This is a genomic window from Vibrio sp. 99-8-1 (genome assembly GCF_013114595.1).
Taxonomy (GTDB): domain Bacteria; phylum Pseudomonadota; class Gammaproteobacteria; order Enterobacterales; family Vibrionaceae; genus Vibrio.
Window position 1 is genome coordinate 14,344 of the sequence record NZ_VTXE01000045.1, and the last position, 18,372, is coordinate 32,715.

Annotated in this window: 16 protein-coding genes; 14 read left to right on the forward strand and 2 right to left on the reverse strand. The window is 42.4% G+C overall.

The annotated features are described in order from the left end of the window. Positions 1 to 9: 9 nt before the first annotated feature. Positions 10 to 378, forward strand: coding sequence for a hypothetical protein (locus F0227_RS19465; RefSeq protein ID WP_171754917.1), 369 nt, complete (start codon positions 10 to 12; stop codon positions 376 to 378). A gap of 29 nt (positions 379 to 407) precedes the next feature. On the opposite strand, the gene nadB is transcribed toward F0227_RS19465, so the two are convergent. Further along, positions 408 to 2,033 (reverse strand): L-aspartate oxidase, encoded by a 1,626-nt coding sequence (gene nadB, locus F0227_RS19470; RefSeq protein ID WP_171754918.1) that lies wholly within the window; start codon positions 2,031 to 2,033, stop codon positions 408 to 410. A gap of 363 nt (positions 2,034 to 2,396) precedes the next feature. Here nadB and rpoE point away from each other — a divergent pair, with 363 nt between their 5' ends. The 11 genes from rpoE (at position 2,397) to acpS (ending at position 11,706) form a co-directional block, all read left to right on the forward strand. Further along, entirely contained in the window at positions 2,397 to 2,975 is a 579-nt protein-coding gene (gene rpoE, locus F0227_RS19475) for an RNA polymerase sigma factor RpoE (RefSeq protein ID WP_171754919.1), read from the forward strand. 16 nt (positions 2,976 to 2,991) lie between these two features. Beyond that, the gene (locus tag F0227_RS19480; RefSeq protein ID WP_171754920.1) at positions 2,992 to 3,609 is read left to right on the forward strand and encodes a sigma-E factor negative regulatory protein; all 618 of its coding nucleotides are present in this window, start codon (positions 2,992 to 2,994) and stop codon (positions 3,607 to 3,609) included. Further along, positions 3,606 to 4,604 (forward strand): sigma-E factor regulatory protein RseB, encoded by a 999-nt coding sequence (gene rseB, locus F0227_RS19485; RefSeq protein ID WP_171754921.1) that lies wholly within the window; start codon positions 3,606 to 3,608, stop codon positions 4,602 to 4,604. The genes F0227_RS19480 and rseB overlap by 4 nt, the downstream gene beginning before the upstream one ends. After that, positions 4,601 to 5,080, forward strand: a complete 480-nt coding sequence (locus tag F0227_RS19490) for a SoxR reducing system RseC family protein (protein WP_171754922.1) — start codon at positions 4,601 to 4,603, stop codon at positions 5,078 to 5,080. Before rseB ends, F0227_RS19490 begins: the two co-directional genes overlap by 4 nt. Positions 5,081 to 5,207: 127 nt before the next feature. Next, positions 5,208 to 7,001: a translation elongation factor 4 gene (gene lepA, locus F0227_RS19495; protein ID WP_171754923.1), complete on the forward strand. Its 1,794-nt coding sequence runs from the start codon at positions 5,208 to 5,210 to the stop codon at positions 6,999 to 7,001. 124 nt (positions 7,002 to 7,125) lie between these two features. Further along, a complete protein-coding gene (lepB, locus tag F0227_RS19500; protein WP_171754924.1) occupies positions 7,126 to 8,019 on the forward strand; it encodes a signal peptidase I in 894 nt (297 codons plus the stop codon). Between the two features lie 10 nt (positions 8,020 to 8,029). Then, positions 8,030 to 8,707: a ribonuclease III gene (gene rnc / locus F0227_RS19505; RefSeq protein WP_171754925.1), complete on the forward strand. Its 678-nt coding sequence runs from the start codon at positions 8,030 to 8,032 to the stop codon at positions 8,705 to 8,707. Further along, complete coding sequence (gene era / locus F0227_RS19510; protein WP_171754926.1) at positions 8,700 to 9,671, forward strand: GTPase Era; 972 nt, start codon at positions 8,700 to 8,702, stop codon at positions 9,669 to 9,671. The genes rnc and era overlap by 8 nt, the downstream gene beginning before the upstream one ends. 90 nt (positions 9,672 to 9,761) lie before the next feature. Next, positions 9,762 to 10,493 (forward strand): DNA repair protein RecO, encoded by a 732-nt coding sequence (recO, locus tag F0227_RS19515; RefSeq protein ID WP_171754927.1) that lies wholly within the window; start codon positions 9,762 to 9,764, stop codon positions 10,491 to 10,493. 3 nt (positions 10,494 to 10,496) lie between these two features. Further along, a complete protein-coding gene (pdxJ, locus tag F0227_RS19520) occupies positions 10,497 to 11,228 on the forward strand; it encodes a pyridoxine 5'-phosphate synthase (RefSeq protein ID WP_171754928.1) in 732 nt (243 codons plus the stop codon). 97 nt (positions 11,229 to 11,325) lie between these two features. Then, positions 11,326 to 11,706, forward strand: coding sequence for a holo-ACP synthase (acpS, locus tag F0227_RS19525; protein WP_171754929.1), 381 nt, complete (start codon positions 11,326 to 11,328; stop codon positions 11,704 to 11,706). Positions 11,707 to 11,708: 2 nt separating this feature from the next. Here the strand turns inward: acpS and barA are convergent, their stop codons facing one another. Further along, positions 11,709 to 14,507, reverse strand: a complete 2,799-nt coding sequence (barA, locus tag F0227_RS19530) for a two-component sensor histidine kinase BarA (RefSeq protein WP_171754930.1) — start codon at positions 14,505 to 14,507, stop codon at positions 11,709 to 11,711. Positions 14,508 to 14,629: 122 nt separating this feature from the next. On the opposite strand from barA, the gene rlmD reads away from it, so the two are divergent. Together rlmD and relA are read left to right on the forward strand one after the other, a co-directional pair. Beyond that, complete coding sequence (rlmD, locus tag F0227_RS19535) at positions 14,630 to 15,946, forward strand: 23S rRNA (uracil(1939)-C(5))-methyltransferase RlmD (protein WP_171754932.1); 1,317 nt, start codon at positions 14,630 to 14,632, stop codon at positions 15,944 to 15,946. 44 nt (positions 15,947 to 15,990) lie between these two features. Next, a complete protein-coding gene (relA, locus tag F0227_RS19540; protein ID WP_171754931.1) occupies positions 15,991 to 18,204 on the forward strand; it encodes a GTP diphosphokinase in 2,214 nt (737 codons plus the stop codon). Positions 18,205 to 18,372: the final 168 nt, after the last annotated feature.

Below are 18,372 nucleotides of genomic sequence, written 5' to 3' on the forward strand. Positions count from 1 at the left end.
CCATCAAAAATGGCTCAAATTGTTCGCATATTTGTTTTTGTGCTGATCTGTTGGGCTGTTTTGGCGACTGCTGTGCCTCTTGTTATCTCTGTTTGTATCATTGCTTACCTATTAGAAAACATTCTCTTTAGCCACTATCGTACGACCGTCTCTGTTACGATGACCACTGAAGGTGTGATTTACTTTCAAGAAGTAGAAGAGAGGGTTAAATACTGTAATCGGCTGTATAAGCCTTTTGTGACAGTAATAAAAACTGAGACAGGGCGTGAAGTCATGGTTTGGAGCGATAGTTGTAGTGATGATGAATATCGGCAGTTAAATATTCTTATTGATCATATAGAAAGAGAAAAAAAGAGTGACAATACATTGCCACTCTAAAATGATGTTATAGCGCCGAATAGCTGTAATTATGATTTCATCTGCTGATATTTGGCCGGTTCCAAAATAGTAGGAACACTATTCTCATCTAGATCTGGATAGTCTAAGGTATAATGTAACCCTCGACTTTCTTTCCTCTGCATTGCACACAGCACCATGAGTTCAGCTACTTGCAATAAATTCCTCATTTCTAACAAGTTATTTGAAACGCGGAAATTGCTATAATATTCATGTGTCTCTTGCTGCAACATATGTATTCTTCGCATCGCCCTCTCTAGGCGCTTATCCGTTCGGACTATGCCCATGTAATCCCACATAAATAAGCGTAACTCGTGCCAGTTATGCTGGATTATGACCTCTTCATCGGAGTTACAGACCTGACTCTCATCCCAAGCGGGAAGAGATGGAGGAAGAGTGGCTTCATCAAGTGAGCGAAGGATACTTTTGGCTGCTGACCATGCATATACGACACACTCTAACAGTGAATTAGATGCCATACGATTGGCACCATGAAGCCCGGTATAGCTCACTTCACCAATGGCATATAATTGTTTCAGATCCGTCTGCCCATGTTTGTCTACGATAACGCCACCACAGGTGTAGTGCGCTGCTGGAACAATAGGAATAGGTTCGCTAGTCATATCTATGCCCAGATCTTTTAATCTAAGATAGATAGTCGGGAAATGTTTCTCTATAAAGTCAGCGGGTTTATGGCTGATATCTAAAAACATGCAGTCTGCTCCTAGACGCTTCATTTCAAAGTCGATCGCACGGGCAACCACATCACGAGGAGCTAACTCATGTCTTTCGTCAAAGTCGGGCATAAAACGTGAGCCATCTGGTCGACGTAAATAGGCGCCTTCACCTCTTAGTGCTTCGGTAAGCAGGAAGTTACGTGCTTCTGGGTGAAACAGGCAGGTAGGATGAAACTGATTAAACTCTAAGTTGGCTACGCGGCAACCTGCTCGCCACGCCATGGCGATACCGTCACCAGATGAAACGTCAGGGTTGGAGGTGTATTGATACACTTTAGATGCTCCACCCGTTGCAAGTACTACAAATTTGGCTCTAACGGTTTCAACATGCTCTTGTTGGCGATTCCAAATATAAGCACCAACCACTTTATCTTGATTCCCGCCAATCTTATCTTCGCAGATCAAGTCGAGAGCATTATGTCTTTCCAGGATTGTAATATTTGGATGGTTATGAACATTGTCCTGCAGCGAGGTTTGCATTGCCATCCCTGTCGCGTCGGCTGCGTGCAATATACGTCTATGGCTATGGCCGCCTTCACGGGTTAGGTGATATTTTGGGTCATCGTCTGAGTCGTCGTCTTCCCTATCAAAAGGAACACCACCATCTATTAACCACTGAACACATTTTTTTGCATTCTTGGCGATAAACTCTACCGCTTCTTCTTCACAAAGCCCGGCACCGGCAATTTGAGTGTCTTGTATATGAGATTCAATACTATCCGATTCATCAAATACTGCGGCTATACCGCCTTGAGCATAATAGGTCGCGCCTTCACTGCGAGGCCCCTTGCTTAATACTATGACTTTGCCTTTTTTAGCCACTCGCAGTGCAAGTGACAGACCAGCAGCGCCGCTACCTATAACTAATACATCACATTGATGTTCTCGGTTCGTATTCATAAAACAGTCAAATTCCCAATCTAAACGAGTGCAATCCAAATTGCGCTTCAAAAATATCTTACCAAACGTGTGAATTATGTCGGTAAAATGACATGGCAGCAAATTTCTTTGAATTGATATCTAAGAAAATGGCTTGCTTTTCACATCATGTATCCCCAGTATTTCTCTTAATCTGGCAGAAAAAACGACTAATCCATCACACTTTAAATTAAAATGATAAAAAAAGTAGATAGTATTGAACTTTCCAATTATCACAGAGTCACAATAGTGCTCATGTAAGTGGTGGTGTCAACACTACATTATGCATAATTAAAGCCCATATCTGAGAAGTTATGAGCAATAACAATAGGAGTAAGTGCTCGAATGAACGAGCAGTTGACCGATCAAGTACTCATTGAGCGAGTTCAAAGTGGAGATAAGCAAGCATTTAATCTTTTGGTGATTAAGTACCAAAATAAAGTTTGTAACCTTATTTCTCGATATATTGGTAATTCGGGTGATGTACAAGATGTAGCCCAAGAAGCGTTTATTAAAGCGTATCGCGCTATCCCTAACTTTAGAGGTGAAAGTGCGTTCTATACTTGGTTATACAGAATTGCGGTAAATACAGCGAAGAATCACATTGTTGCTCAAGGAAGAAGACCTCCTGCGAGTGATGTTGATGCAGAAGAAGCTGAATATTACGAAACGGGTAGTGCATTGAAAGAAATTTCGAACCCTGAGAACTTAACGTTGTCCAACGAGTTGAAACAAGTAGTTTTCAGTGCAATTGAAGCACTTCCTGAAGATTTAAAGACGGCAGTAACTCTTCGAGAACTAGATGGTTTAAGTTATGAAGAGATTGCTGAGGTAATGGATTGTCCTGTAGGGACTGTGCGATCACGCATTTTCCGTGCAAGGGAAGCGGTAGAGAAAAAAATTCAACCGCTTTTGCAACGCTAGATAGCAGACATTAACTATGGTGAAAAAAATGGCTGACAAAGAACTTCTTTCTGCTCTTATGGATGGAGAGTCTGTTGATGACGCTTTAATAGTAGAGTTAGAACAGGATCTCGAGAGTCAAGAAACGTGGCAAAATTACCATCTTATTGGTGATATTGTAAAAGGTGAAGCACCTAAAACTGCAAATTGGAATGTTGCTGAAAGTGTGTTCGCTGCGTTAGAGGCAGAACCTGCGCACAGCAATAAAACTGTACCATTAATGGAACCACAACCGATGCCAGCAGAGGCGAAGCGATACCTACCAAGTTGGTTTACCCAATTAGGTCAGGTTGGTCTTGCTGCCTGTGTATCAATGGCGGTTATATTTGGTGTTCAGCAGTACGGTGGAAACAGTGACGTATCAAGTCCAGTTGCTCAAGTACCAGTATTACAAACAGTACCTCTAGCGGGTAGTGTCGAGCCTGTTTCACTGACAAGAGAGTCTGTAGCAGCAACCAATGCTTTGTCTGATACGCAAAAAGAACAGCAACGTCGCCAAATTCGCGCCATGCTACAAGATTATGAATTACAACTTCGCTTATCAGCAGATACTGCTGTTGGTAGTGATTTAGAAAAACAACCGGTAGTTGAATGAAAAAATTTCTGTTCAGTGCGCTGGTACTGTTCAGTTTGATACAACCTCAAGCCTCAGCAGAGGAAAACTCTGCTGAGGCTTTGTTGCATCAAATGAACCACGCAAGTCAGCACTTAAATTATGAACTCTCGTATATTCTGATAAGAAAAAGCAGTATCGAACCACTTTTGTATCGTCACGCAAGCATAGACAATAATCATTATGCTCACTTGGTTTATCTGAGTGGCCCTATTCGTGAAACGATTCGTCGAGGCGAAGAAGTCAGCTATATTGAACCCGGAGCGGATCCTTTTTCGATTAAGTCAGGGCATTTAGTTGGGCCAATGATGCCAATGCTAGAAAGCGACATTACTCAGCTAAGCCAATACTATGATTTTATTTCTATGGGACGAGCACGAGAAGCGGGATCGCCAACTCAAGTCGTTAGAATTGTCCCTAAAGATGGTCAGCGGTATTCGTATCTACTTTGGGTTGATGAGAAATCGAAATTGCCATTGCGTGCCGATCTGTTGGATCGTGATGGCGAAGTTTTGGAGCAATTTCGGGCTATTTCCTATCGAGTGTCTGATCAAATTGCAACAATGCTAGCGGCTCTTGATGAGGTAACGTTACCTGATGTGCTTACTTTACCAAAACAGCCATCGAATGATTCTTCTTGGAGTTTAAACTGGACGCCTTCTGGTTTTGAACCACATCCACTAAATCGCTATAAAGTAGCAATGACGGAAAAAGTGGTGGAGAGTCAAATGTATAGCGATGGTCTATTTAGTTTCTCGGTTTATGTTTCTGATACCGATGCTTTATCCCTAAAAAATCAAATTGTTAGACAAGGACGAAGAACCTTGCAAACGGTGATAAATGGAGATAAAGAGATCACAGTCGTGGGCGATATTCCGCCACCGACGGCAATTAAAATTGCTAAATCGATTGTGTTCAACAGTAAGGCTGTTGATAACAAGGAAGCAGCCCCTGCAACAGAAGCCGTTAAGCCATGATAACCGCTCTCGCCACTGTTCAACATGTTGACGTCATCGACGGGAAGTACAATGTGGCGATTAGCTGTGAGCAACAGACCAGTTGCCGACACTGCTCTTCGCAGCAAACTTGCGGGACGGGTATTATTTCTAAGGCAGTTGGAAATAAAAGTCATCAGTGGCAATTGGAAACGAGTATGGAAGTCTCAGTGGGACAAACGGTTGAAGTCGGTTTGCCTGAAAAACAGCTGATTCAATTTGCTTCTATTGTTTATATTGTCCCTTTGCTGTTGCTTTTTATTGGCGCAATGATTGGACAGTGGTTAGCGACACAGATTGGTAGCGGAGAGGGCGTTGTAATTGCTATCTCCGTTATGTTTATGTTTGCAGGAGTTTGGCTAGCAAAATGGTTAGCGAAGAAACAACAATCCCAGTCAGAACAGTCTGTTACCCTAATTCGAGTTATGGGTGATGTAATAAAAATAACGCCCAATTGAACATCATATGTAAATCAAGATAGCGACAGCGCCGGAAATTCGGTAGAATCGCGCCACTTGATCGAAATACCATCAAAAGATGCGTATTTTTTCTATTTATTTTGCAAGAGTATAGTCATACCAACCTATGAAGCACATTCGTAACTTTTCGATTATCGCCCATATCGACCACGGTAAGTCGACATTATCAGACCGCCTAATTCAAGTATGCGGAGGATTGAGTGAACGTGAGATGGACTCACAGGTTCTCGATTCAATGGATATTGAACGTGAGCGAGGCATTACAATCAAAGCTCAAAGTGTGACGCTCGACTACACAGCAAAAGATGGCGAAACTTATCAACTGAATTTTATCGATACTCCGGGGCACGTTGATTTTTCTTATGAAGTATCACGTTCTTTAGCGGCTTGTGAAGGTGCGCTTTTGGTGGTCGACGCAGGTCAAGGGGTAGAAGCTCAAACCCTAGCAAACTGTTATACCGCGATCGAAATGGACCTGGAAGTTGTTCCTATTCTGAACAAGATAGACCTTCCCGCTGCGGATCCTGAGCGTGTTTCAGAAGAGATCGAAGATATTGTTGGCATCGATGCCATGGAAGCTACCCAGTGCTCTGCAAAAACAGGCCTTGGTGTAGATGCCGTACTGGAAAATATTGTTACATCGATTCCTGCTCCAGAAGGTGATCCTGAGGCACCGCTGCAAGCATTGATTATCGACTCATGGTTTGATAACTACTTAGGTGTGGTTTCTCTTGTTCGTATTAAGAATGGTGTTCTTAAGAAAAACGACAAGATAAAAGTGATGAGCACAGACCAAATTTGGGGTGTTGACCGTTTAGGTATCTTTACACCGAAGCAGTTGGATACAACGCAACTAAGTACAGGTGAAGTTGGTTGGGTTGTTTGTGGCATTAAAGATATTTTAGGTGCGCCAGTCGGTGATACATTAACGCTGGCTAAGAACGGATGCGATAAAGCATTGCCTGGTTTTAAGAAAGTAAAACCACAAGTCTATGCAGGCCTATTCCCTGTCTCTTCTGATGATTATGAAAACTTCCGTGATGCGCTTGGTAAGTTAAGCCTAAATGACGCTTCATTGTTTTATGAACCAGAGAACTCATCAGCACTTGGTTTCGGTTTCCGCTGTGGTTTCCTTGGTATGCTTCACATGGAGATCATCCAAGAGCGTTTAGAGCGTGAATATGATCTCGACTTGATCACGACTGCCCCAACGGTAGTTTATGAAGTTGAAAAAACAGACGGTACCTTACTGTATGTAGACAGCCCGGCGAAATTGCCTGCCGTGAATGATCTAGCGGAAATTCGTGAGCCTATTTCACGTTGTAATATTCTTGTACCTGCGGACTACCTTGGTAATGTTATTACCTTGTGTGTTGAAAAACGTGGCATTCAGGTTGATATGGTGTATCACGGCAACCAAGTCGCGGTGACTTATGATATTCCGATGGCAGAAGTTGTGATGGATTTCTTTGACCGTTTGAAATCCACCTCTCGTGGTTACGCCTCGTTAGACTATAATTTCCAGCGTTTTGAAATGTCTGACATGGTACGTGTTGATGTTCTTCTTAATGGTGACAAGGTAGATGCTCTGGCGCTTATTACCCATAAAGACCAATCTCAGTCTCGAGGCCGTCTACTGGTTGAGAAGATGAAAGAGTTTATACCAAGGCAGATGTTTGATATTGCCATTCAAGCGGCGATTGGTAACCACATTATTGCCCGCTCCACTGTGAAGCAGTTGCGTAAAAACGTTATTGCTAAATGTTATGGTGGTGATATCAGCCGTAAGAAAAAACTGCTGAAGAAACAGAAAGAAGGTAAGAAAAGAATGAAGCAAATCGGAAACGTAGAATTGCCTCAGGAAGCGTTCTTAGCCATTCTTCATATAGGCAAAGATTAATCTCTTTCGCAGCTAGAGTTAAATAAAAGAAAGGGTATTTATGCCCTTTCTTTTTTAATATATATGAACGTATTTACATTGTCTGCTGACAATATGCATAGAAGTAGAAACTAAAGGAAGAATAATGGCTAATACATTCTCGCTCATCTTGGTTTTAGTTACTTTAGTAACGGGTGTTGTATGGACACTAGAGAAACTGGTTTGGGGTAAAAAACGTCAACAGAAAGTAGACGATATTATTGCTCAAACAAATGAATTAAGTAGCGACATTGCTAGAAAAGCCGCTGTACAGCCTTGGTGGATTGAAAATAGTGTTTCCATCTTCCCAGTTATCGCTTTTGTATTAATACTACGTTCCTTTATTTATGAACCTTTCCAGATTCCATCAGGCTCTATGATGCCAACCCTATTGATTGGTGATTTTATACTGGTGGAAAAGTACGCTTATGGCATTAAAGATCCTGTTTTTCGCACTCAGTTAATCGAAACGGGCAAGCCAGAGCGCGGTGATATTGTGGTGTTTAAGTTTCCACCTCAGCCTAATATCGACTACATAAAACGTGTAGTGGGAATGCCCGGCGATACAGTACGTTATCAAAAGAAAGAGTTATGTATTCAACCTAAGGGCGAGCAAACTTGTAAGAAAGTGCCGCTGTCTAATGTGGTTGAAAGTGAGCATTATCAGCAAAACATTCCATTGATTCAGCTAAATGAAAAGCTGGGCCAAACGGAACATCAGATTTTGGTTAACCCGTTACGTCAGGACAATGTCGCGGCTTATCAGCCGAGAAATGGCGTGAATGAGTGGGTGGTACCAAAAGGTGAGTACTTTGTGATGGGGGATAACCGTGACAACAGTGCAGATAGTCGCTACTGGGGCTTTGTTCCAGAAGCAAACTTAGTTGGCAAAGCGGTTGCAATATGGACCAGCTTTGAGTTTGAACGTGGTGCAGACAGTGTACTGCCTTCTTGGATTCCTACCGATGTTCGATTTAGTCGCATCGGTGGTATAGATTAATTGAGAGAACATGAATCCTCCTATATCTAAATTAGAAAAAATGCTCGGTTATCAGTTTGAAGATAGCGAGCATATTCATTTGGCGCTTACTCATCGTAGCGCCAATGGAAAGCATAATGAACGTCTTGAGTTTCTGGGCGATTCAATTTTAAGTTTTGTCATTGCAGATGATTTGTATCATCGTTTCCCTAAGATTAATGAGGGAGATATGAGCCGTATGCGAGCAACGTTAGTTCGTGGGCATACGCTAGCAGAGCTCGGTCGTGAGTTTGTTCTGGGAGATTACTTAAAATTAGGTCCAGGTGAGTTGAAAAGTGGCGGGTATCGTCGTGACTCAATTCTAGCTGATGCTGTTGAAGCTATTATCGGTGCTATCTATCTAGATAGTGATATTGAAGTTGTGCGTAGAATTATACTGAGCTGGTATAAAACTCGTTTAGACGCAATAGAGCCGGGTGTTTCACAGAAAGATCCTAAAACAAGATTACAAGAATTTTTGCAAGGTCGAAAAAAGCCGCTACCTGTTTACACAGTGTCTAATATTAAAGGTGAAGCTCATAATCAAGAGTTTACGGTTTCTTGTGGTATTTCAGGCATGGCGAAGCCTGTAATAGGAAAAGGAACAAGCCGTCGCAAAGCTGAACAAGCTGCCGCAGAATTAGCGCTGGAGAAATTGAACAATGGCTGATGACAACAACGAATTTGATTTAGACGCCTACTTTGCTTCAACGAGCGAGCAGACCCCTTCTTCTGAAAACCAACATTGTGGTTTCATTGCCATTGTTGGACGACCAAATGTAGGTAAGTCGACTCTGCTAAATCACATCTTAGGACAGAAGATATCCATTACTTCTCGTAAACCTCAAACCACCAGACACCGTATTATGGGGGTCGAGACCGAGGGTGATTATCAGGCTATATATGTGGATACTCCGGGGCTTCATATTGAAGAGAAGAGAGCCATTAACCGCTTGATGAACCGTGCAGCAAACAGTTCACTTAGTGACGTAAATCTGGTGTTGTTCCTTGTTGATGGAACGCATTGGACAAACGATGACGAGATGGTGTTAACCAAGTTGGCTAAGTCTAATTTCCCTGTGGTGTTGTGTGTAAACAAAGTCGACAATGTCAAAGATCGCAATGAAGTGATGCTTCATATGCAGTCGTTGTCTAAAAAAATGGATTTTGTCGATGTTGTGCCAATTTCAGCTAAACAGGGCAAGAATACCGATGTTATTCGTAAGCATGTAAGAGAACATTTACCACAGGCTGAGCATCATTTTCCTGAAGAATATGTAACGGATCGTTCGCAACGTTTTATGGCATCCGAAATTGTTCGTGAGAAGCTGATGCGTTTTACTGGTGATGAACTGCCGTACTCAGTTACCGTTGAAATAGAACGTTTCGATTACAACCCAGATACGGATGGTTTTCATATTAATGCGTTGATCCTTGTTGAGCGTTCCGGACAGAAGAAAATGGTGATCGGTAAAGGTGGTGATAAAATTAAAACCATCGGCCGTGAAGCTCGTTTAGATATGGAAGCGTTGTTTGAACGAAAAGTCTACCTTGAGACTTGGGTGAAAGTGAAGTCGGGTTGGGCTGATGATGAACGTGCATTGCGGTCACTTGGTTATATGGATGACGTATAAACCACGATAAGTTTAAAAATCGCCTGCAATTGCAGGCGATTTTGTTGGCGCTCTAGCTAAATGCGATGAACAGACCAAGAGAGTGATAGTATGGTAGGAGACAACAGTAGTTTACAGCGATGTTTTGTTCTTCATCGCCGTCCTTACAGTGAATCTAGCTTAATACTTGACGTGTTTAGTGAAGAGTATGGCCGCCTGTCACTAATGTCTAAAGGCGCTCGTAGCAAACGTTCTAACCTTAAAGGCGCACTTCAACCTTTCACTCCATTGCTTATGAAGTGGTCTGGAAGCGGTGGAATGAAAACATTGCGACAGGCTGAGCCCATCAGTTTAGGTTTACCTTTATCAGGTATTCATCTCTATTCAGCAATGTACGTTAATGAACTCCTTGGTCGAGTCATTGAAAATGAAACCCCTTATCCAGCTCTTTTTCACGATTATCTTCAGGTATTAACGGAACTTGCACAGTCTGAAAACCCGGAACCTGCTTTGCGTCGGTTCGAACTGGCGCTATTGTCGGCATTGGGGTACGGAGTAGATTTTTTACACTGCGCAGGAACAGGTGAGCCTGTTGACGAGACTATGACCTATCGTTATCGCGAGCAGAAAGGTTTTATTGCCAGTATAAGAAAAGACAACTTAACCTTTTTTGGAAATGAACTGATCGCTATCGCAGAACGGCGCTTCCTCACTAAAGAGCAGTTAAAAGCGGCAAAACGCTTTACACGCATAGCATTAAAGCCTTATCTTGGCGGCAAACCATTAAAAAGTCGGGAACTATTTACTAATCGAGTACGTTCTTCCCAGAGTACGGAGAATTAAATAATGAGTGTTATCCTTCTTGGGGTCAATATTGACCATATAGCAACCCTTCGTAATGCCCGAGGCACAAAATATCCAGATCCTGTCCACGCTGCAGAAATGGCAGAAAGGGCCGGTGCAGATGGCATTACGGTTCATCTTCGAGAAGATCGCAGACACATTTTAGATCGCGATGTGAAAATACTGAAAGAAACCATTCAAACTCGCATGAACTTAGAAATGGCAGTAACAGATGAAATGGTTGATATTGCTATTCAGACCGAACCTGAATTTGTTTGTTTGGTACCGGAAAAACGCGAAGAGTTAACAACGGAAGGTGGCCTTGATGCTAAAGGTCAGCTAGAAAAAGTAAAAGCAGCAACTCAAAAGCTGACCGAAGCGGGTATTAAGGTTTCACTGTTTATTGATGCGGATCGTGAGCAAATAGACGCAGCAAAAGAGTGTGGCGCTCCTTTTATTGAGTTACATACAGGTCATTATGCCGATGCTAAAACAGAGTTAGATCAGCAAAATGAACTGAAAAAAATAGCTGCTGCAGCCAGTTATGCCAGCGATTTAGGTATTACGGTTAATGCCGGACACGGTTTGACGTATCACAATGTGGGGCCTATTGCCGCGTTACCAGAGATATATGAGCTTAATATTGGTCACTCTATTATTGGCCGTGCAGTATTTGATGGGCTGGGCAAAGCCGTTGCTGACATGAAAGCGATCATGGTTGAAGCGCGAAAATAGTAACTATACTTAAACACCTTGAAGTTATTTGAGTATATGGGGGCTAATGATTGTCATGGTCATTGGCCCTAAACATTATCAACTTTAAAGATTAATTATGGCCATTATCGGTTTAGGAACAGACATCGCGGAAATAGAGCGAATAGAAAAGGCGTTGAACCGTTCTGGTGATGCATTTGCTATGCGAATCTTGGCAGAGTCTGAGTACCAAACATTTTTGTCTCTTAAGCAAAAAGGACGTTTTCTAGCAAAACGATTTGCCGCCAAAGAAGCGGCATCGAAAGCGTTAGGAACGGGCATTGCTCATGGCGTTACTTTTCATGACTTTGTTATCAGCAATGATGACAATGGTAAACCTATTCTACAATTGAAAAATCGCGCTCAGCACATTGCAGAACAGTACCAAGTGAGTAATATCTTGTTATCAATATCCGATGAGCGCCATTATGCTGTTGCCACTGTGGTGATGGAGAAATAACCTCAGTTCTCATCTGATTTCGTCAAATATAGTTCTGCTGTCGCCAGTACTTTCTCCATCTCATCTTGAAGTTCAAACAGTTCTGGCTCAATTTCTGAAATAGTACTGCCAGAGCGCAATGAGCGTTCAATTTGTGCGCATACCGTTTTTAGCTTTGGTACTCCGCTGTATGAACAACTGCCATGTAGTTTGTGAATAAAGTGAGTGAGCTCTTCACTAGAGTAATTTTCATCTTCTAGCGCTTTATCGACGACGTCGCCAACTTCACCTATGAACTCAATTAGCATCGACAGCATCTCTTTAGCGAGATCTTCTTTATTAGCGGCTTGTTTGAGAGCGGCTTGCCAATCGACAATGATATCTGGATTTACCGTCTCGTTTTCTACTGGCTCTACTTCAGCAGGAAGGTCTATTTTATCTACTTGCTGTTCACTCGTGTTAGGGTTCCAGTGAACCAATACCTGCTGAAGTATGTGTTCTTCAATCGGTTTAGTTAGATAATCATCCATCCCTGCGTTTAACAATCTATCACGCTCTCCACTCATTGCGTGAGCGGTGACGGCAATAACAGGGGTTTCTCTATTTATGGTGATTTCACGGATTTTCTTACCCGCGGTAACACCATCCATATGAGGCATTTGAATGTCCATAAAGACAATGTCGAACTTCTGCTTGCTGGCCGCAGCGACTGCCTTATGTCCACTTGAACAAGAAATAACATGTTCAACTCTTTCTGAAAGTAGAGCGGTAATCAATTTTAAGTTAGCAGGGTTGTCATCTACAGCCATGACCGTTAGTGGGAGTCTCTCTTCAACTGACGAGACCTCCATTGGGGCAATCGCGACCGGTTCGGTTACTTGCTGGTGTTTTGCTAATGCGGTTAACAGTTTTCGTCGAGAGAGTGGTTTTGTCATGCACTGAATATGATAAGTCGCCGTTAGCTTCTCTGCTAATGCCAGCTCAGTGCTTGGAGTTGCAACGATCACTTGCTGAGAGTAGCGCTGGGTCATTTCTATCCACTGTTCAACTTCTGCTTCATCGCTAGGCTTTTTCGGTGACAAGTTCAGTAATACGCAGTCTTGCATATCAAATTCGTCAGGCACGCTAGTTTGATAGGTCACCTGCAGACCTTCTTGCCCCAACTGCTGTTGAATAACGGAAGCCGCCTGCATATTAGGCTCAATTAACAGTACTTTGCGGTTTTGTAAGTACTGGCTCTCAACCTGATGAAGCAGAGGAAGATCCGTTGCTGACAGTTGTAAGGTAAACCAGAATGTAGAGCCTTGGTGAAGACGACTGGTTAAGCTAATTTCCCCGCCCATTTGACCAACCAGTTTTTGAGTGATGACCAAGCCTAAGCCTGTTCCGCCATAACGACGAGAAATACTGGCGTCTGCTTGGCTAAATGCTTGGAATAACTGCGCTTGTTGGCGTTCAGAAATACCAATGCCGGTATCACGAACCATAAACTGCAACTCAACTAAATCATCTTTTTTAGAGCGAAGTTCGACGCTTATATCAATATTGCCTCGTTCGGTAAACTTAATGGAGTTGCCGACTAAGTTGGTGAGCACCTGTTGGATACGCAGCGGATCACCAATTAAGCCCGGTGGTATTTTTGGATCCACTTTAAGTGTAATCTCTAACCCTTTTTCATGAGCCGATGTAGCCTGTAGGCTAACGACTTCTTCTAGGCTTTCTTGGAATTCAAATGGAATGTTTTCCAGCAGCAATTTACCCGCTTCTAGCTTGGAGAAGTCCAAAATGTCATTGATGATATTGAGCAGGTTATTTGCAGAACGTTCAATCGTTTGTAAGTAGTCTGTCTGGCTGCTGGTTAAACTGGTTTTAAGCATTTGTCGGGTAAAACCGATCACGCCATTTAACGGAGTTCTTAACTCATGGGACATATTGGCCAAAAACTCAGATTTTACTCGCGCGGCTTCTTGAGCACGTTTCTTGGCTATGTCTAGTTCAACGTTCTGTATTTCTAGCTGTTCTAACGTTTCTCGTAAGTCAGATGTGGCTTGGTCAATACTGTGTTGCATCTCGACGTGGTATTCCGAAAGAGATTTAGCCATGGCATTGATGCCGTTCTTGAGAGAATCAAGCTCGCCATGCATTTTACCCTCAATACGAGAGTCCAGATGCCCACGGCGAATTCGGTCAACGGTATTTTGCATGTGAGTAATCGGTTGAGTGACATCTCGCATAAGACGATAGGCGAACACAACCGACATCCCTAAGCCGATAATAAGCACCACTAATGCAGAGAATATCTCTTGATACTGTTGCAAGCGTAGCGGAGACATGTCCAACTCCATCGCAACATAGCCTAATGGTTGATTTATATGGTTACTATCACCATCTTGGCGAGAAAATTGTCCCTCAGCTAGGATAGGAGCACGCAGTATGAGTCGTGAGTCGAGAAGCTCGATATCGGTTAGCAGTGGTATAGGCTTATTTTCAGGAAAAGTAAGCTCTTCAAAGTTAGGATGGAAGTTGGACGTTACAAATAACTGATTGTTGGCATCAAAGACGGCAATACTTCTAACAATTTTTGAGTTTTTTCTATGCGCATAACTTATAATTCGCCGCACGGACTCATGACTTTTTTCCGTCATGCCATATTCGCTAGCAATGGCTAAGGGTTCTAAAATACTGGTGCCTGAATTAACAAGCTGCAATTCCAGATCGTTATAACGATTTGAAGTAAAAAATGCACTCAATAACAGGCCAATAATTAATGTTGGCGCAAGAGTTAATGTTACAACGCGGGCACGTAAGCCATATCTTGTCATGTTTCTCTAATTACAATACGTTCTGGATATGGGAAAATAGTAATCAAACCAGTACATTTCGACAATCTTCCTAAGCAAGAATAGTGATGCTACGGGAAAAACCATTAAGTCAGGCAAATATTATGGCGCGTTTTTATCAACCAAAAAAGAAAACCCAACTTGATACTAAGCACCAACAGGTGAACATTGAGCGAATCGATCACCATGGTGCCGGCATCGCGTTTCTCAATAACAAGCCTGTTTTTATTGAAGGTGCTTTACCGGGTGAAGAGTCTTTGGTTCAGCTAACCGAAAACAAAAGTAAATACTCAAGAGCGAAGCTGATAAAAACGTTGACGCTAAGTGAAGAGAGAGTAGAGCCATTTTGCGACTATTATCAACAGTGTGGTGGATGCAATTTACAGCACCTTGAGCATGCTGAGCAGCTTAAGTATAAGCAGCAATCGTTAGAGCAGCTAATTAAAAAAACATCAGGCGGAGGTGTGGAACTCTCTTCACCTGTGGTAGGGAATGTAAAAGGCTATAGAAGACGTGCTCGAATAAGCCTGAAAGTAAATAAAAAAAGCTCTGCATTGGAGTTTGGCTTTAGGATGAAGCAGAGCAAAACCATTGTCGATATTTGCCATTGTCCTGTATTAGACAGTAAATTGAATATTCTGCTTCCTGATTTAAAAAAGATGCTGTCAACTTTTGCGAATAAAAGCCAACTAGGACACGTTGAACTCGCTTTGGGAGATGATAGGCCAGTACTATTATTGAGAGCAATGAGCGAGTTAAAACCGCAAGATAAAGAGAAACTGCTGGAATTTTCTAAACAACATGATGTCTCATTATATCTGCAATTAGATAAAGACAATGTGCAGCATTTGTATGGTGCTGAACCTGCTTATTCTGAAGTCGGCGTAACTATCCCTTTTGAACCGACAAACTTTATACAGGTGAATCAGGCAGTAAACAGCAAGATGGTTGCACTTGCCATTGAGTGGTTAGCGATAGAAAAAACGGATCGAGTATTGGATCTATTTTGTGGCTTAGGCAATTTTAGTCTGCCTATTGCTAAATTGGCCTATCAGGTGGTGGGTGTAGAAGGTGTTCAGGAGATGGTTGATCAAGCCACAAATAATGCCAAGAGCAATGGTCTTGAGAATGTACGTTTTTATCAGGCTAACTTGGAAGAAGAGTTGATTGAACAGCCATGGTTAAATGAAAAATTTGATAAGATCATACTTGACCCTGCTCGTGCCGGTGCGGGTGGCGTAGTAAAGCAAATATCTCATATTGATGTGCAGAGTGTGGTTTACGTTTCATGTAATCCTGCTACTCTTGCCAGAGATTGTCAGAGTTTGTTTGATCAAGGTTTTACACTGAAAAAGCTGGTTATGCTGGATATGTTTCCACATACCAGCCACTTAGAATCAATGGCACTATTTGAAAAATAATATTGAGAGATAAGTTCTCTCTAAACATTACGCTAGGAAATATAATGGTCGCGGTACGCAGTGCGCACTTAACAGACGAACAGTTTGAACTTGAAACTTGGGTCTCCAGTTTAGGTCAAGATACAAAAACCAGTAATAAGCTCATTAGCGTTTATCAGCAATGTGAAGAAATGTTGCAAGGTAAAGAGCAAGCAGAGCTATTGTTATGGCGTGGCAGGGAGATGATTGAGATTTTGATCACTCTGTCAATGGATCGAGCCACCTTGATTTCAGCTCAATTATTTCCGGTGGTTTCCAGTGGATTTTTTGAACCCGAATTACTGGAAGAAAAGTACGGAAAAGAGATTATAAAGCTGATTGATGGCGTAGAAGAGATGGCCGCCATTGGTCAACTTAATGTGACATTAGATGGCTCAGCAGCATCAGGGCAAGTGGACAACGTCCGCCGTATGCTTCTTGCCATGGTGGATGATTTTCGTTGCGTTATCATTAAGCTGGCCGAACGTATATGTAATTTGCGCGAAGTCAAAGATCAACCGGATGAGATTCGTCAATCAGTCGCAAAAGAGTGCGCCAATATTTACGCACCGTTAGCCAACCGTTTAGGTATTGGGCAGTTGAAATGGGAAATTGAAGATTATGCATTCCGATATCAACACTCTGATACCTACAAGCAGATCGCTAAACAGATCTCCGAGCGAAGAATTGTTCGCGAACAGTATATCGATAATTTTGTTAGCGACTTAATGTCTGAAATAGAGGCATTGAATATTAACGCTGAAGTGAGTGGCAGACCTAAGCATATCTATAGCATTTGGCGAAAAATGCAGAAGAAGAACTTGGCATTCGATGAACTGTTCGACGTTCGAGCGGTGCGAATTATTGCCGATAAACTGCAAGACTGCTATGCCACACTAGGTATTGTTCATACCAAATATAAGCACTTACCAAGCGAATTTGATGATTACGTAGCCAACCCTAAACCTAATGGATATCAATCTATTCATACGGTAATTCTTGGGCCGGAAGGGAAGACTATCGAAATTCAAATTCGAACCAAGCAGATGCATGAAGATTCTGAACTTGGTGTTGCCGCGCACTGGAAGTACAAAGAAGGCGCTTCCTCCGGACGCAGTGGTTATGATGAGAAAATCACTTGGTTGCGTAAATTACTTGATTGGCAAGAAGAGATGTCTGACTCCGGCGAGATGTTGGATGAGTTAAGAAGTCAGGTGTTTGATGATCGTGTTTACGCATTTACGCCAAGAGGTGATGTGGTTGATCTACCTATGGGTGCCACACCACTGGACTTTGCCTACCATATTCACTCTGAAGTGGGTCACCGCTGTATTGGCACCAAAGTAGCAGGGCGTATTGTCCCTTTCACTCACCAGTTGGAGATGGGGGATCAAGTTGAAATCATTACACAGAAAGAACCAAACCCATCTCGTGATTGGTTGAACCCTAGCTTAGGGTTTGTACATTCTGGTCGAGCTAGAGCCAAGATTAATGCTTGGTTTAGAAAGCAGAGCCGAGAGAAAAATCTAGAAGCGGGTAAAGAGATCTTAGAAAACGAATTAACGAAAATTGGAGCTACGTTAAAAGACGCTAATGAATACGCGTTAAAACGTTTTAATGTGAATACGCCTGATGAACTTTATGCTGGCATTGGCAGTGGTGATTTGCGAATAAATCAAATTATCAATCATATCAATGCGTTGGTTAACAAGCCTACGGCTGAAGAAGAAGACCAGCAAGCGTTAGAAAAATTACAAGAGAGCAAAAGAACGACACACAATCGACCACATAAAGATGCGGTTGTGGTTGAAGGGGTGGATAACCTGATGACACACCTAGCTCGATGTTGTCAGCCTATACCGGGAGACACTATTGCCGGTTATATCACTCAAGGTCGAGGAATATCCGTTCATAGAGGCGATTGTGAACAGCTACTTGAACTACGTCTACATGCGCCTGAGCGGATCATTGATACCGTGTGGGGAAATGACTTCGTTGGTAGTTATATTTTGACTCTGCGGGTTGAAGCGATGGAGAGAAGTGGACTGTTAAAGGATATCACTACTCTGTTGGCGAATGAAAAACTGAAAGTCACCACAATGAAAAGCCGTAATGATTATAAGCGTCAGCTATCCATTATGGATTTTGATATAGAAGTGAAAAATATCGAATTGTTAAGCCGAATAATATCAAGGCTAGAGCAGATTAAAGACGTTGTTTCAGTAAAACGACTTAACTAAGCCCCAAAATTAAGGCCTGATCTTGTCAGGCCTTAATTGTATTATTCAGCTATCTCGTACCTGCTATACTCAAGTGACCTCAAGATGCAGGATTCAGAGCAACATCAACAAGTTCAGTTCAAGAAAGATAATTGAAGGAATGGCATTCCCTTTCAAGATTATCTGACG

Coding starts and splice junctions, on each gene's coding strand:
- F0227_RS19465 (WP_171754917.1), top strand. CDS start 10: ATGGCTCAAATTGTTCGCATATTTGTTTTTGTGCTGATCTGTTGGGCT.
- nadB (WP_171754918.1), bottom strand. CDS start 2,033: ATGAATACGAACCGAGAACATCAATGTGATGTATTAGTTATAGGTAGC.
- rpoE (WP_171754919.1), top strand. CDS start 2,397: ATGAACGAGCAGTTGACCGATCAAGTACTCATTGAGCGAGTTCAAAGT.
- F0227_RS19480 (WP_171754920.1), top strand. CDS start 2,992: ATGGTGAAAAAAATGGCTGACAAAGAACTTCTTTCTGCTCTTATGGAT.
- rseB (WP_171754921.1), top strand. CDS start 3,606: ATGAAAAAATTTCTGTTCAGTGCGCTGGTACTGTTCAGTTTGATACAA.
- F0227_RS19490 (WP_171754922.1), top strand. CDS start 4,601: ATGATAACCGCTCTCGCCACTGTTCAACATGTTGACGTCATCGACGGG.
- lepA (WP_171754923.1), top strand. CDS start 5,208: ATGAAGCACATTCGTAACTTTTCGATTATCGCCCATATCGACCACGGT.
- lepB (WP_171754924.1), top strand. CDS start 7,126: ATGGCTAATACATTCTCGCTCATCTTGGTTTTAGTTACTTTAGTAACG.
- rnc (WP_171754925.1), top strand. CDS start 8,030: ATGAATCCTCCTATATCTAAATTAGAAAAAATGCTCGGTTATCAGTTT.
- era (WP_171754926.1), top strand. CDS start 8,700: ATGGCTGATGACAACAACGAATTTGATTTAGACGCCTACTTTGCTTCA.
- recO (WP_171754927.1), top strand. CDS start 9,762: ATGGTAGGAGACAACAGTAGTTTACAGCGATGTTTTGTTCTTCATCGC.
- pdxJ (WP_171754928.1), top strand. CDS start 10,497: ATGAGTGTTATCCTTCTTGGGGTCAATATTGACCATATAGCAACCCTT.
- acpS (WP_171754929.1), top strand. CDS start 11,326: ATGGCCATTATCGGTTTAGGAACAGACATCGCGGAAATAGAGCGAATA.
- barA (WP_171754930.1), bottom strand. CDS start 14,507: ATGACAAGATATGGCTTACGTGCCCGCGTTGTAACATTAACTCTTGCG.
- rlmD (WP_171754932.1), top strand. CDS start 14,630: ATGGCGCGTTTTTATCAACCAAAAAAGAAAACCCAACTTGATACTAAG.
- relA (WP_171754931.1), top strand. CDS start 15,991: ATGGTCGCGGTACGCAGTGCGCACTTAACAGACGAACAGTTTGAACTT.